The 13,951-nt window shown below is 71.8% G+C and carries 12 protein-coding genes; 9 read left to right on the top strand and 3 right to left on the bottom strand.

Going from position 1 to position 13,951, the window contains the following annotated elements; translation table 11 throughout:
• Positions 1-60: 60 nt before the first annotated feature.
• The 4 genes from ACIBK4_RS03865 to ACIBK4_RS03850 all read left to right on the top strand — a co-directional run bounded on the left by ACIBK4_RS03865 (position 61) and on the right by ACIBK4_RS03850 (position 6,798).
• Positions 61-3,636: an ATP-dependent DNA helicase gene (locus ACIBK4_RS03865; RefSeq protein ID WP_398991786.1), complete on the top strand. Its 3,576-nt coding sequence runs from the start codon at positions 61-63 to the stop codon at positions 3,634-3,636.
• 10 nt (positions 3,637-3,646) lie between these two features.
• Entirely contained in the window at positions 3,647-5,059 is a 1,413-nt protein-coding gene (locus ACIBK4_RS03860; RefSeq protein WP_398991784.1) for a dipeptidase, read from the top strand.
• A 155-nt stretch (positions 5,060-5,214) separates the two neighbouring features.
• A complete protein-coding gene (gene nudC, locus ACIBK4_RS03855; protein ID WP_366433825.1) occupies positions 5,215-6,159 on the top strand; it encodes an NAD(+) diphosphatase in 945 nt (314 codons plus the stop codon).
• Positions 6,160-6,192: 33 nt separating this feature from the next.
• The gene (locus ACIBK4_RS03850) at positions 6,193-6,798 is read left to right on the top strand and encodes a class I SAM-dependent methyltransferase (RefSeq protein ID WP_398991782.1); all 606 of its coding nucleotides are present in this window, start codon (positions 6,193-6,195) and stop codon (positions 6,796-6,798) included.
• 72 nt (positions 6,799-6,870) lie between these two features.
• Here ACIBK4_RS03850 and ACIBK4_RS03845 read toward each other — a convergent pair whose 3' ends face one another.
• Positions 6,871-7,128, bottom strand: a complete 258-nt coding sequence (locus ACIBK4_RS03845) for a mycoredoxin (protein ID WP_328679211.1) — start codon at positions 7,126-7,128, stop codon at positions 6,871-6,873.
• Between the two features lie 184 nt (positions 7,129-7,312).
• On the opposite strand from ACIBK4_RS03845, the gene ACIBK4_RS03840 reads away from it, so the two are divergent.
• The 5 genes from ACIBK4_RS03840 (at position 7,313) to ACIBK4_RS03820 (ending at position 11,207) form a co-directional block, all read left to right on the top strand.
• Positions 7,313-9,511, top strand: a complete 2,199-nt coding sequence (locus tag ACIBK4_RS03840; RefSeq protein ID WP_398991780.1) for an ATP-dependent DNA helicase UvrD2 — start codon at positions 7,313-7,315, stop codon at positions 9,509-9,511.
• Between the two features lie 168 nt (positions 9,512-9,679).
• Positions 9,680-9,997: a hypothetical protein gene (locus ACIBK4_RS03835; RefSeq protein WP_366433828.1), complete on the top strand. Its 318-nt coding sequence runs from the start codon at positions 9,680-9,682 to the stop codon at positions 9,995-9,997.
• Positions 9,998-10,170: 173 nt separating this feature from the next.
• On the top strand, positions 10,171-10,539 hold the full coding sequence (locus ACIBK4_RS03830) for a WhiB family transcriptional regulator (protein ID WP_019058340.1): 369 nt from the start codon (positions 10,171-10,173) through the stop codon (positions 10,537-10,539).
• Positions 10,536-10,862 (top strand): hypothetical protein, encoded by a 327-nt coding sequence (locus ACIBK4_RS03825; protein ID WP_398991777.1) that lies wholly within the window; start codon positions 10,536-10,538, stop codon positions 10,860-10,862. The genes ACIBK4_RS03830 and ACIBK4_RS03825 overlap by 4 nt, the downstream gene beginning before the upstream one ends.
• Positions 10,863-10,997: 135 nt before the next feature.
• Positions 10,998-11,207, top strand: a complete 210-nt coding sequence (locus ACIBK4_RS03820) for a hypothetical protein (protein WP_398991775.1) — start codon at positions 10,998-11,000, stop codon at positions 11,205-11,207.
• Positions 11,208-11,322: 115 nt separating this feature from the next.
• Here ACIBK4_RS03820 and ACIBK4_RS03815 read toward each other — a convergent pair whose 3' ends face one another.
• Both ACIBK4_RS03815 and ACIBK4_RS03810 read right to left on the bottom strand, forming a co-directional pair.
• Positions 11,323-12,705 carry an ABC1 kinase family protein gene (locus ACIBK4_RS03815; RefSeq protein ID WP_398991773.1) on the bottom strand — a complete coding sequence of 461 codons (1,383 nt, stop codon included), beginning with the start codon at positions 12,703-12,705 and terminating at the stop codon, positions 11,323-11,325.
• Positions 12,698-13,924 carry a TOMM precursor leader peptide-binding protein gene (locus ACIBK4_RS03810; RefSeq protein ID WP_398991771.1) on the bottom strand — a complete coding sequence of 409 codons (1,227 nt, stop codon included), beginning with the start codon at positions 13,922-13,924 and terminating at the stop codon, positions 12,698-12,700. The genes ACIBK4_RS03815 and ACIBK4_RS03810 overlap by 8 nt, the downstream gene beginning before the upstream one ends.
• Between the last annotated feature and the right edge of the window lie 27 nt (positions 13,925-13,951).

The following is a 13,951-nucleotide window of genomic DNA, read 5'->3' as shown; positions in this document are numbered from 1 at the left end:
CTTCTGCCCCTGAGGGCGATTGGTCCTCGACTGTCAGTGGCCGCCGCTAGCCTTCCCGACATGCCCGCCCGTATCACCGATCCCGATCAGCTCAAGGAGCTCCTCGGCATCCCCTTCACCCCGGAGCAGACGGCCTGCATCATCGCGCCGCCCGCCCCGCAGGTGATCGTGGCCGGAGCCGGGTCGGGCAAGACGACGGTGATGGCGGCCCGCGTGGTGTGGCTGGTCGGCACCGGCCAGGTCGCCCCCGAGCAGGTCCTCGGCCTGACCTTCACCAACAAGGCCGCCGGTGAACTCGCCGAGCGCGTCCGCAAGGCGCTCATCAAGGCGGGCGTCACCGACCCCGACGTCATCGACCCGGACAACCCCCCGGGCGAGCCCGTGATCTCGACGTACCACGCCTTCGCGGGCCGCCTGTTGACCGACCACGGCCTGCGGATCGGACTCGAACCGACGGCCCGTCTGCTCGCCGACGCCACCCGCTTCCAGCTCGCCGCGCGCGTGCTGCGCGAGGCCCCCGGCCCCTACCCGGCGCTCACCCGCTCCTTCCCTGACCTCGTCAGCGACCTCCTCACCCTCGACGGCGAGCTGTCCGAACACCTCGTACGCCCCGAGGAGTTGCGCGCCTACGACGCCGAGCTGCTGCGCGACCTGGAGGGCCGCAAGCTCAGCAACGCCGAGCTGCGCAAGGTCCCCGAGGCGGCCGCCGCGCGCCGTGAACTCACCGAGCTGGTGAGCCGCTACCGGACCGCCAAGCGCGAGCGCGACCTGCTCGACTTCGGTGACCAGATCGCCCTCTCGGCGACCCTGGCGCGCACCCGTCCCGAGGTCGGCGAGATCCTGCGCGAGGAGTTCCGGGTGGTGCTGCTCGACGAGTACCAGGACACCTCGGTCGCCCAACGCATCCTCCTGGCAGGCCTGTTCGGCGCCGGGACGGGCCACCCGGTGACCGCGGTCGGCGACCCTTGCCAGGCGATCTACGGCTGGCGCGGCGCGTCGGTCGCCAACCTGGACGACTTCCCGGAGCACTTCGCGCACGCCGACGGCCGCCTCGCCGCCCGCCAGTCGCTCAGCGAGAACCGCCGCAGCGGCGGCCGCCTCCTCGACCTCGCCAACGGCCTCGCGGAACCCCTGCGCGCCATGCACGCGGGCGTGGAGGCCCTCCGCCCGGCCCCCGGCGCCGAGCGTGACGGCATGGTCCGCTGCGCGCTGCTGCCCACCCACGCCGAGGAGATCGACTGGCTCGCCGACTCCATCGCCCACCTCGTACGGACCGGGAAGGCACCGGGCGAGATCGCCGTCCTGTGCCGCACAGCCGGCGATTTCGCCGAGATCCAGGGCGCCCTCGTGGCCCGCGACATCCCGGTCGAGGTGGTCGGCCTCTCCGGCCTGCTGCACCTGCCCGAGGTCGCCGACCTCGTCGCCGTCTGCGAAGTCCTCCAGGACCCCGGCGCCAACGCCTCCCTGGTCCGGCTGCTGACCGGCCCCCGCTGGCGCATCGGCCCGCGCGACCTCGCCCTCCTGGGCCGACGCGCCCGGCTCCTCGTGGCGCACACACGCGTGGGCGACGACGAAGACCCCGACCGCCGGCTCGCCGAAGCCGTCGAGGGGGTCGACCCCTCCGAGGTGATATCGCTCGCCGACGCCCTCGACACGTTCCTGGAGACACCCCTCTACGGCGCCGACCGCGCCGGGGACGACGACGGGCTGCCCTTCTCACCGGACGCGCGCGTGCGCTTCGCCCACCTGGCCACCGAACTCCGCGACCTGCGCCGCTCCCTCTCCGACCCCCTGATGGACGTCCTGCACCGCGTCCTGGCCGTCACCGGCCTGGAGGTCGAACTGGCGGCGTCCCCGCACGCCCTGGCCGCCCGCCGCCGCGAGACCCTGTCGAACTTCCTGGACGTCGCCGCCTCCTTCGCCGCGGGCGACGGCGAGGCGACCCTGCTCGCCTTCCTCGGCTTCCTGCGCACCGCCGCCCAGTACGAGAAGGGCCTCGACAACGCCCTCCCGGGCGGCGAGAACACCGTCAAGGTCCTCACCGCGCACAAGTCCAAGGGCCTGGAGTGGGACGTCGTGGCCGTCCCCGGCCTGGTCACCGGGACCTTCCCCAGCAGCCAGGGCCGCGAGAAGTGGACCGCCCAGGGCAAGGTCCTGCCGCACGCGCTGCGCGGCGACACCGCCACCCTGCCCGACGTCACGTCCTGGGACTCCCGAGGCCTGAAGGCCTTCCAGGAGGCCATGAAGGACCACCAGCACACCGAGGAACTCCGCCTCGGCTACGTCACCTTCACCCGCCCCCGCTCTCTGCTGCTCGGCTCCGGCCACTGGTGGGGCCCCACCCAGAAGAAGCCCCGCGGCCCCTCCGACTTCCTCCAGGCCCTGTACGACCACTGCACGGCCGGGTATGGCGAGATCGAGGCCTGGGCGGACGAACCCGAGGAGGGCGCGGAGAACCCCGCCCTGCACACGGCCACCGCCGACCAGGCCTGGCCGCTGCCCCTGGACGACGCGGCGATGGCCCACCGCCACAAGGCCGCCAAGCTGGTCATGAACCACTTGGAGTACCTCGCCTCCCACGACGAGGGTCACCCCGCGGCCGCACACGACCCGAACACCGTTCACGACGACCCGGACTGGCCACCGCCACCCGAGGACGACGAACCTCCTTACGAAGAGCCCCCTTTCGAGGAGCCTCCCTACGAGGAGTCCCTCCCCGAGACGGCAGTCGAAGCCGAAGACGGCCTCCCTGCGGACGACCCCGCCGACTGGGACGCCTGGAACACGGACCGCCCGACCGTCCCGCACCAGGCGACGGCCCCGCACGCGGCCGAGCACTCCAGTGCGCCAGGGAGCGCACGCCCGCACCTCGCGGATCCGCTCGGCACGCCCCTCACCCCCGAGGAAGCCCGCGCCATCGACTCCTGGGACCGCGACCTGGACGCCCTCACCGGCGAACTCCTGCGCGCCCGCCGAGGCGTCACCGACGTACCCCTGCCGGCCTCCCTCACGGCCACCCAGTTGCTGCTCCTGGCCGCCGACCCGGACGCGCTCGCGCAGGAACTCGCGCGCCCCCTGCCACGCCCACCGCAACCCGCCGCACGCAGGGGCACCCGCTTCCACGCCTGGGTGGAATCACGCTTCGAAGAGCTGACCCTGCCCATGCTGGAGCCGGACGAACTGCCCGGCAGCGAGGCCGAGATCGCCGACGAACGCGACCTGGAGGAACTCAAGGAAGCCTTCGAACGCACCGAGTACGCCCGGCGCACGCCCTACCGCGTCGAGACCGCCTTCCAGCTCGCGATCGCCGGCCGCGTCGTACGGGGCCGTATCGACGCCGTCTACAAGGAGGGCGACGGCGACGAGGCGACCTACGAGATCCTCGACTGGAAGACCAGCCGTACCCGCGCCGCCGACCCGCTCCAGCTCGCGATCTACCGGCTGGCCTGGGCCGAGCGGCAGGGCGTGCCCCTGGAGGCGGTCACGGCCGCGTTCCTGTACGTGCGCGGCGGCGAGGTCGTACGGCCGGAGAACCTGCCGGACCGGGCCGCGCTGGAGCGGCTGCTGCTGGAGGAGCCGGGCGCGCAAGCAAACTGTGAGGAACCGCCCACCGAGGATGTCAGTGCGGGCCGATAGGCTCGTGACCATGAGCCACACCGTTGACAGTGCCGTCAGCGCGGTCCGCACGTACATCGAGCAGCACCGCGCAGCCTTCCTCGACGACCTCGCCGAGTGGCTGCGCATCCCGTCCGTGTCGGCGCAGCCCGACCACGCGCCCGACGTCCGGCGCAGCGCGGACTGGCTCGCCGCCGCACTCCGGGAGACCGGCTTCCCCGCCGTCGAGGTCTGGCCGACCCCGGGCGCCCCCGCCGTCTTCGCCGAGTGGCCCTCCGACGACCCCGAGGCACCCACGGTCCTCGTCTACGGCCATCACGACGTCCAGCCCGCCGCCCGCGAGGACGGCTGGGACAGCGAGCCCTTCGAGCCCGTCGTCCGCGAGAACCGCCTCTACGCGCGCGGGGCCGCCGACGACAAGGGGCAGGTGTTCTTCCACACACTCGGCGTCCGCGCCCACCTCGCCGCCACCGGCCGCACCGCCCCGGCCGTGCACCTCAAGCTGATCGTCGAGGGTGAGGAGGAGTCCGGCTCCCCGCACTTCCGGGCGCTCGTCGAGGAGCACGCCGACCGGCTCGCCGCCGACGCCGTGATCGTCTCCGACACCGGCATGTGGTCCGAGGACACCCCCACGGTGTGCACCGGCATGCGCGGCCTCGCCGAGTGCGAGATCCGGCTGCACGGCCCCGACCAGGACATCCACTCCGGCTCGTTCGGCGGCGCCGTGCCCAACCCGGCGACCGCCGCAGCCCGCCTGGTGGCCGCGCTGCACGACGAGCACGCACGCGTGGCCGTCCCCGGCTTCTACGACGGCATCGTCGAACTCACCGACGAGGAGCGCGAGCTCTTCGCCGAGCTGCCCTTCGACGAGAAGGAGTGGCTGCGCACCGCCAAGTCGCACGCCACCCGCGGAGAGGCCGGACACACCACCCTGGAGCGTGTCTGGGCCCGCCCCACCGCCGAGGTCAACGGCATCGGCGGCGGCTACCAGGGCCCGGGCAGCAAGACGATCATCCCGTCCTCGGCCATGGTGAAGCTGTCGTTCAGGCTGGTCGCGGGACAGGACCCCGACCACATCGAGACGGTCGTCCGAGCCTGGGCCGCCCAGCAGGTGCCCGACGGAATCCGCCAGGAGATCACCTTCAGCGCGGCCACGCGCCCGTGCCTGACGCCCCTGGACCACCCGGCCCTGCAGTCCGTCGTCCGCGCGATGGCCCAAGCCTTCGAGAAACCGGTCCTCTTCACCCGCGAGGGCGGTTCGGGACCGGCCGCCGACCTCCAGGAAGTCCTCGGGGCACCCGTCCTCTTCCTGGGCATCTCCGTCCCCTCCGACGGCTGGCACGCCCCGAACGAGAAGGTCGAACTCGACCTCCTCCTGAAGGGCGTCGAAACCACCGCCCACCTGTGGGGAGACCTCGCCGACACCTGGCGCCGAGCGCCCTGACGAACCCGCGCGACCGGAACGGCCACGCGCGCGGGGCACACTGGAAGAACCGCCCCGCACACCCCGTCCCCGCCGGACCCGGTCGCCTCCTGCCGTACGTCCCGCTGAACCGCCCGCCGAAACAATCCGCATTGCCGGGGGAGTTGGAAGCACCCGTGACCACCTGGACCGACCACACAGCCGACCGACCCATCTCGCTCACCGCCCCGAGCGGCATCGACCGAGCCGCCCACCACCGGCTCGACGAGGCCTGGCTCGCCGCGGCGTGGAGCCACCCCACCACCCGCTGCTTCGTGGTCTCCGGCGGCCAGGCCCTCATCGACGAGACACCCGACGGCAAGACCGAACTCGTCATGACCCCGTCCTTCGAAGCCCCCCTCACCGAGGCCCACCGCTACTTCCTGGGCACCGACGACGACGGCGTCAGCTACTTCGCCCTCCAGAAGGACGCCCTTCCCGGCCGTATCGACCAGTCGGCGCGCCCCGCGGGCCTGCGCGAGGCGGGCCTGCTGCTGTCGCCCCGGGACGTGGGCCTCATGGTGCACGCCGTTGCCCTGGAGAACTGGCAGCGCCTGCACCGCTTCTGCTCCCGCTGCGGCGAGCGCACGGTGATCGCCGCAGCCGGCCACATCCGCCGCTGCCCCGCCTGCGGCGCCGAGCACTACCCGCGCACCGACCCCGCCGTGATCATGGCCGTCACCGACGAGGAGGACCGCATCCTGCTCGGCCGCCAGGTCCACTGGCCGGAGGGCCGCTTCTCGACGCTCGCCGGCTTCGTGGAGCCCGGCGAGTCCATCGAGCAGTCGGTGCGCCGCGAGGTCTTCGAGGAGGCCGGCATCACCGTCGGCCACGTCGAGTACGTCGCCAGCCAGCCCTGGCCGTTCCCGTCCAGCCTGATGCTGGGCTTCATGGCCCGCGCCACCTCGACCGACATCAACGTCGACGGCGACGAGATCCACGAGGCCCGCTGGTTCTCCCGCGAGGAACTCCGCGCGGCCTTCGAGTCCGAAGAAGTACTGCCCCCGTACGGCATCTCGATCGCGGCCCGCCTGATCGAGCTCTGGTACGGCAAGCCGCTGCCGACGCGAACGTTCGTCTGAGGCGACCGGGGGGCGCGGAGGCCCGGGGCACGGATGACCGACCCGTACTGGAACCACAACGTCCACTACCACCCCGTGGTGGTGGACGCCGTGCCCGACGGCTGCCGTGCCGCCCTGGACGTCGGCTGCGGAGACGGCCTGCTCGCCCGCAAACTGGCGAGCAGGGCCGAGTCCGTGACGGGCGTGGACCGCTCGCCCCAGATGATCCGGCTCGCCCGCGCGGACACGCCGCCGGAAAACGTCACCTTCGTAGAGGCCGATTTCCTCGACGACACCTCACTCGACGACGGCACCTACGACTTCGTCAGCGCGGTCGCCGTCGTCCACCACACGGACTTCGAGGACGCGGTGGGACGGCTGCTGCGCCTGCTGGCCCCCGGCGGCCGACTGGTGATCGTCGGCATGGCGTACAACCGCACGCTCCTGGACTGGGTGATCAGCGGTTGTGGACTGCCCGTGAGCCGGTTCCTGACACGACGGAACGGCGGGAAACTCGGCCCCGTCGGCATGCCGATCGAGGACTCGGCCATGAGCTGGGGAGAGGCTCGCGAAGCCGTCCGGCACCTGTTGCCGGGGGCCCGGTTCCGACGACGGCTGCTGTGGCGCTACGTGGTCGTGTGGGACAAACCGGCCGCGTGAGGAGAACGACGAAGAGGGCGGCCCCTGATGTCAGGGGCCGCCCTCTTCGGAGCTGCGTGCGCCGACCGCCGTTCAGGCGCCGAGTGCCTGCTTCACCTGGGCAAGGCTCGGGTTCGTCATGACGACCTCGGAGCCGCCCTGGGAGGGAATGACGAGAACGGTGGGCACCGTCTGATTCCCGCCATTCGCCTTCTCGACGAACGCCGCCGAAGCCGGGTCCTGCTCGATGTTGATCTCGTTGTACGCGATTCCCTCGCGGTCCATCTGGCTCTTCAGCCGACGGCAGTAACCGCACCAGGTGGTGCTGTACATCGTCACAGTGCCCGACATTCTCTCGCGCTCCTCAACAGCTCGGGGGATACGACCTCGCAGTGGTGGAAACGTACGCGACACGGCCCCCATTCCCGCCGGGGACGTCCCGCGGCCCGTGACGCCTGCCGCATTAGTACGACTGCGGGTGCCTGCCTGTGGACAACCGACTCACCTGTCTCCGGCGACCTGGCAGCATGGCCGTGTGACAGCAGCAACGCACTCCTCCCTCTTCCCGCAGGTACCGGACTCGGCCGACGCGGTGCTCGAAGGACTCGACCCCGAGCAACGCGAGGTGGCGACCGCCCTGCGCGGTCCGGTGTGCGTGCTGGCGGGCGCCGGCACGGGCAAGACACGGGCGATCACCCACCGGATCGCCTACGGAGTGCGCGCCGGGGTCCTGCAGTCCTCCAGCGTGCTGGCCGTCACCTTCACCAACCGCGCCGCCGGCGAGATGCGCGGCCGGCTGCGGCAGCTCGGCGCCACCGGAGTCCAGGCCCGGACGTTCCACTCGGCCGCGCTGCGCCAGCTCCAGTACTTCTGGCCGAAAGCGATCGGCGGCGGCATGCCCCGGCTCGTCGACCGCAAGATCCAGCTCGTCGCCGACGCGGCCGCCGCCTGCCGCATCCGTCTCGACCGCGGCGAACTGCGGGACGTCACCGCCGAGATCGAGTGGTCCAAGGTCACCCAGACCGTCCCCTCCGACTACGCGGCCGCGGCGGCCAAGGCGGGCCGCGACGTTCCCCGCGCCCCCGCCGAGATCGCCCAGCTCTACGCCACCTACGAGGACGTCAAGCGCGACCGCGCGGTCATCGACTTCGAGGACGTCCTGCTGCTCACCGTCGCCGTTCTCCAGGACCGGCACGACATCGCCGAACAGGTCCGCTCGCAGTACCAGCACTTCGTGGTCGACGAGTACCAGGACGTCAGCCCGCTCCAGCAGCGCCTCCTGGAGCTGTGGCTGGGCGACCGCGACAACCTGTGCGTCGTCGGGGACGCCAGCCAGACGATCTACTCCTTCACCGGAGCGACGCCGGACCACCTGCTCGACTTCCGCACCCGCCACCCCGGCGCCACCGTCGTCAAGCTGGTCCGCGACTACCGCTCCACACCCCAGGTCGTCCACCTCGCCAACGGCCTGCTCTCCCAGGCCCGCGGCCGCGCCGCCGACCACCGGCTGGAGCTGATCTCCCAGCGCGCCGCGGGCCCCGAGCCCGTCTACGTCGAGTACACCGACGAGCCCGCCGAGGCCGAGGGCGCCGCCCGCCGCATCCGCGACCTCATGGACGCGGGCGTCCCGGCGAGCGAGATCGCGATCCTGGTCCGCACGAACTCCCAGTCCGAGACCTACGAACAGGCCCTCGCCGACGCCGGGGTCCCCTACCAACTGCGGGGCGCCGAGCGGTTCTTCGACCGCCCCGAGGTCCGCAAGGCCGGCATCGCCCTGCGCGGCGCGGCCCGCTTCGGGGGCAACGACTCCCTCCTGGACGACGTCATCGACCTGCCTTCCCAGGTCCGTGCCGTCCTCTCCGGCGAGGGCTGGACCACCGAGCCCCCGGCCGGCTCCGGCGCCGTCAGAGAGCGCTGGGAGTCGCTGGCCGCCCTGGTCAACCTCGCCCAGGACTTCGCCGCCGCCAAACCCGGGGCCACCCTCGGCGACCTGGTCGCCGAACTCGACGAGCGGGCCAACGCCCAGCACGCCCCGACCGTCCAGGGCGTCACCCTCGCCTCCCTGCACTCGGCCAAGGGCCTGGAGTGGGACGTCGTCTTCCTGGTCGGCGTCGCCGAGGGCATGATGCCCATCACCTACGCGAAGACCGACGAACAGATCGAGGAGGAGCGCCGCCTCCTCTACGTCGGCGTCACCCGCGCCAGAGAGCGGCTCCACGTCTCCTGGGCCCTCTCCCGCTCACCCGGCGGCCGCCCCAACCGCCGCCCCAGCCGCTTCCTGGACGGCCTGCGCCCCGGCTCGACCGGCGGTGCGGCCAGACCCGGCACGGTCGCCCCCGGAGGCATCGAGCGCGGCTTCACGGGCGGCGGCCCCAAAGCCGTCCCACGGCGGACCCAGCGCACCGTGGCCCGCTGCCGGGTCTGCGGCCGCACCCTCACCGAGGCCGGTGAGATGAAGCTGATGCGCTGCGACGACTGCCCCTCGGACATGGACGAGGGCCTCTACGAGCGGTTGCGCGAGTGGCGGGAGGTCCAGGCGCAGCGCAGCGGTCAGCCCGCCTTCTGCGTCTTCACCGACAAGACGCTGATGGCCATCGCCGAGACCGTCCCCGACGACGACGGCGAACTCGCGCGGATCCCCGGCGTCGGCGTCCGCAAGCTCAACCGCTACGGGGCCGACGTCCTGGCCATCTGCGGCGGTCAGGAGCCTGCGGAGGGTGTCGGGGAGGACTGATTCAAACTCGTCGAGAAAATAGTTTGCGCATGCCCCAGCAATCCCCATAGGTTCTTAGACACGGGAACAGGGGGCCTTCTCGAAGGCCCTGATTCCGTGCTGTACTTGCATATCCGAAGGACCGGTCTCACCCCCGGTCCCCCGAGACGCCGAGAGGAGGCGATTCCAGTGATCAGCATCAACACCCGCTCCAGCAGCACCGTGAAAATGACCGATCCCTCGGTCGTCTCCCTGTGCATCCTCGGCGTTTCGAACCTGGGCACCGGTCTGTCCGGCATTTCTGCCGCCCGTCCGGCGTCCGCCCTGTCTCTCGCGGTCCTTCCCGTCCGTGAGCGCAATGAGCGACCGACCAAGGCACTGGAAGCAGTAGGGGCACAGGCGCAGGCCTATGCCTTTGCACCCGGTGCCGGAAGCCGGAAGCAGACGACGCAGCACCACCAGATGTGGGCCTTCCGTGGGCCAGAACCCTGGAGTGATCCAGCCTGATCGATCAGGCCGGCGCCTTCAGGGCCGCGGAACCCCACCCGGGATCCGCGGCCCTTCTGTTTTCCCCGAACGGGGACGACGGAGCGAAGGGGCCTCGGGACAAGAAAAGAACCCGGTACCCAGCCGACAACCGGCCCAACAGGGCCGGACCGACCAGACGAGGAAGAACAACCGTGCAACTCGAAGCGCACGCCCCGTCCGTACCGCCTTCCGAAACGATCCCCCCGCCCGGCCTCACGGAGGACTCCACCTTGACTCCGCTCACTACGCTCACCGCGCTCGACGACGCCATCGAGAACCTGGGCGTGCCCGTCCCCTGCCGTTCCTACGACCCGGAGGTCTTCTTCGCCGAGTCGCCGGCAGATGTCGAGTACGCCAAGTCCCTCTGCCGCACCTGCCCGCTGATCGAGGCCTGCCTCGCCGGCGCCAAGGAGCGGCGTGAGCCCTGGGGCGTCTGGGGTGGCGAGCTCTTCGTCCAGGGTGTCGTCGTGGCCCGCAAGCGGCCGCGTGGCCGTCCGCGCAAGAACCCGGTCACGGCATGAACATCTTCGGAACGATCGACCGCCCCCTCACGCACGACCCCAAGAAGCAGGCCCCGATGAAGCCGTCCACTCCCAGCGAGCCCGCGGGCTCCGCGATCCCAGACTTCACCACCCCGGGTGCGACCGAGTCGCGCCAGAACAGGACCCGAGAGATGCAACTCATTCCAGAAGCCCTGGCCCGTGCGCATATGCACGAGCGCCTGCGAGAGGCCGAGCGGGACCGTCAGGCCGTGCGCCTGATGGCCGCCCGTCGGATGCAGCGCAGGGCCGAGCGCGCCTCGATGCGCGCCCGCCGTGCGCTCGCCATGGCCGTCATGCAGTAACCGATCACACCTGAAGCGGTGGCCTCCCGACCCCGGGAGGCGAAAGCTCCTCGCGGGGGCCGGTCCGTCCGAACGGACCGGCCCCCGCGGTGCGTTCAGCCGACCGATCCGCGGCTACGGCGTTATCGTCGCCGCGTGACGAGTCTTCCCGGAGGCAGTGACACCGGCGCCTCCACCACGGAGCCCGGGCCCCTCGTGTGCGCCCGCTGCGGCACCCGGTCCGAAGATCCCCAGCCGACCTGGACCTGTTCCGTGGAGCACGGAACCCGGCACTACTTCTGCGACACCTGCGCCCGCGAGAACCTCAGGGCGATCGAGGGACGCCTGGACTCGGCCTGGTGGTAGGGCTGCGGGCCACCCGGCCGCGTGCTACCAGGCCGCGCATCACCTGACCGCGCGCCACTCGGCCGCAGACCACCCGCAGCCCGACCCACCCGGAGCCCGACCCACGCGGCCCGGCTCACGCCTCCGCCGCAGGATCCTCCTCGTCCAGGAACTCCTCGTACTCGTCCTCCGGTACGAACCCCGGCAGCCACTCCTCCAGCTCCTCGCGCAGCCGTACCGTCGCGCCCAACTGGCACAGCACGCCGATTGTGCTCAATGTCACCCGGTGTATCAGGAGATACGCCGGGGGCAGGTTGAGCTGCTTGCCCAGCTGGTGGGCGGGGGAGCGGGGGTCGGCGATACGGGCCGCCTGGCTGCGCATCCAGCCGCGGCTGAAGGTGAACGCGTCGACCTGGGCCGGCTCGATGATCGGCACGAGGTAGTCGAGGACGGCGTCGGGGTCGAGCTCTATCGACTCCTTGACGAAGCCCTCTGTACGCAGCAGTTCGTAGACCGCCTCGGCGTCGCCGTCGAGTGTCATGCGCAGGGAGTAACCGATGGTCGTCGGCAGACCACCGGGAAGGCGGTCGACCGTGCCGAAGTCCAGGACGCCGAGACGCCAGTCGCCCTTGCCGTCCGGATCGGCGGGCAGCAGACGGAAGTTGCCCGGATGCGGGTCCGCGTGCAGGAGACCGGTGCGGGCCGGGCCGGAGAAGAGGAAGCGGGCCAGGAGCTGGCCTGCCCGGTCGCGCTGCTCCTGGGTGCCGTCGGAGATCACCTCCGACAGCGGGATGCCGTCGATCCACTCCGTGACCAGGACCTGGTCGCACTGGTGGACCACGGCGGGCACCACGACATCCGGGTCGCCCTCGAACTCCTCCGCGTGCACCTGCTGGGCCTGCGCCTCCAAGGCGTAGTCCAGCTCCTCGGAGACCCGGTCGCGGAGTTCGGCGATGAGGGGCTTGATGTCCATGCCGGGGATGAGGGGGCCCAACAGGCGGGCGAAACGGCTCAGTTGGGTCAGGTCGGAGAGGAGGGCCTCGCCGGCGCCCGGGTACTGCACCTTGACCGCGACCTCGCGGCCGTCGTGCCACACCGCCCGGTGCACCTGGCCGATCGACGCCGCGGCCGAGGGTTTCTCCTCGAACTCCAGGAACAGCTCGCGCCAGTCCTCGCCGAGCCGCTCATCCAGCACGCCGTGCACGGTGCGCGTCGGCATCGGCGGCGCCGCCTCCTGGAGCTTGGTCAGCGCGGCACGGTAGGGGCCGGCGACATCCTCGGGCAGCGCCGACTCGAAGACGGACAGCGCCTGCCCGAACTTCATCGCACCGCCCTTGAGCTCGCCGAGCACCTTGAACAGCTGCTCCGCCGTGCGCTGTTGCAGCTCGCGGCCGACGATCTCCGCGGACTCGCCCACGATCCGTTTCCCGAGCCCCCACGTCGCTCTCCCGGCGAAGCCGAGCGGGAGCGCGGCGAGCTTGGCGGTGCGGGTGACCGCCTTGCGGGGAAGATCAGACATGCGCCCTCCAAGTCCCGGCCGGCCGGGCCGAGTCTGCCTTACGGCGCACATCCCTCGACGGCCGGTCCCCTCCCATTGTCGCGTGTGGATCCTCGTCCGTAGAGGTGTGTCCCTCCTTACCTTTCTTCGTACCCTTCTCGGCGGCTCCGCACGGGCAGGCGGAATGCGCCCAGACCGGTCGCGCGTGCCAGTGCAGACCGGGGAGCGAGACCTCCCACCGTGCGCCCGCGCTCGACGGCGACTGCCCGTCCAGGAAGGCGAGCGCGTGCGCGGCCGCCAGACCGGCGACGGTCGTGGCCAGCGTCAGGTCGCAGGGCCGCACCTGCGGCTGCCTGCCGGAGCGCCACTGCGCGACCAGCCGGGGCCAGGTCGCATCCCGGTCGGTGCGCTCGTGATGCAGACAGCCCGCGCAGGACGTCTCACCGGGCAGGACCAGCGGGCCCACGACCCCTGTGCCCTCCACGACACCGGCGTACAGATGAGGGGTCCCCGAGACGATCAGGCCGGTGGCCGCGACCGGGTCCGGCGCGTACACGGCGACATCGTCACGCGGGGCGAGGATCACCAGGGAGAAACCCGGGTCGCCCTCCTCCGACGCGGCCCGCGAGGTCTGGCGGGGCGGGCGGTCCGGTGCCGCCCGGCGTACCGCGCGCCGCGCCGCCTCGTCCCTGCGCTCGCCGACGGCCTCGGCGGGCAGCCCGCCCGGCGCCACGTCCCAGGGCTCGGTGAGCCCGCCGTCGCGAACGTCGACCTCGCCGACCCCCGCGCCCGACAACAGCGCGGCCAGCACCGCGCCCACCCGGCCCGCGCCTCTCACCTGGACGCGCAGTGCGCGACGTGCCGCCAGACGGCCCATCGACTCGCCCGGCTCGCCGGTGATCAGGGAGAGCGACGCGAGGTCAGGGCGCAGCCGGTCGAGGACGTCCTTCTTCGCACGAAGCGCGTCGGCAGCGGGCCCGCCGCCCTTCGCGTCGTCGAGCAGGCCGGCCTGCGTCAGCCCCTCCACCAGCCGGTCGACCTGGCCCTCGGGCAGATCCATCCGCCGCCCCTCCTCACGCAGGAGGGGCAGTCCGCGTGTGCCGTTGAGCAGGTCCAGGAAACTTTCCGTCGCCGTGTCCATCGGGCCCAGCGTCATGGCGTGCGCCGGTGTCATCCCGAACTGCACGGTGTTGAGATCGCGCCAGCCGCGCCGCAGCGCGGGCTTCACCATCGGATGCATGACAGGCCCCCGTAGCCCTAGGAAGTA

This window comes from Streptomyces sp. NPDC050528, assembly GCF_044457795.1.
In the GTDB taxonomy this organism is placed as follows: domain Bacteria; phylum Actinomycetota; class Actinomycetes; order Streptomycetales; family Streptomycetaceae; genus Streptomyces.
Note: the sequence above shows the minus strand (reverse complement) of the source record. Positions and strands in the feature narration are given on the sequence as shown.

Bases quoted from the DNA above. Each gene is read 5' to 3' on its own strand.
- ACIBK4_RS03865 (WP_398991786.1), top strand. From the start codon at position 61: ATGCCCGCCCGTATCACCGATCCCGATCAGCTCAAGGAGCTCCTCGGC.
- ACIBK4_RS03860 (WP_398991784.1), top strand. From the start codon at position 3,647: ATGAGCCACACCGTTGACAGTGCCGTCAGCGCGGTCCGCACGTACATC.
- ACIBK4_RS03850 (WP_398991782.1), top strand. From the start codon at position 6,193: ATGACCGACCCGTACTGGAACCACAACGTCCACTACCACCCCGTGGTG.
- ACIBK4_RS03845 (WP_328679211.1), bottom strand. From the start codon at position 7,128: ATGTCGGGCACTGTGACGATGTACAGCACCACCTGGTGCGGTTACTGC.
- ACIBK4_RS03825 (WP_398991777.1), top strand. From the start codon at position 10,536: ATGAACATCTTCGGAACGATCGACCGCCCCCTCACGCACGACCCCAAG.
- ACIBK4_RS03815 (WP_398991773.1), bottom strand. From the start codon at position 12,705: ATGTCTGATCTTCCCCGCAAGGCGGTCACCCGCACCGCCAAGCTCGCC.
- ACIBK4_RS03810 (WP_398991771.1), bottom strand. From the start codon at position 13,924: ATGCATCCGATGGTGAAGCCCGCGCTGCGGCGCGGCTGGCGCGATCTC.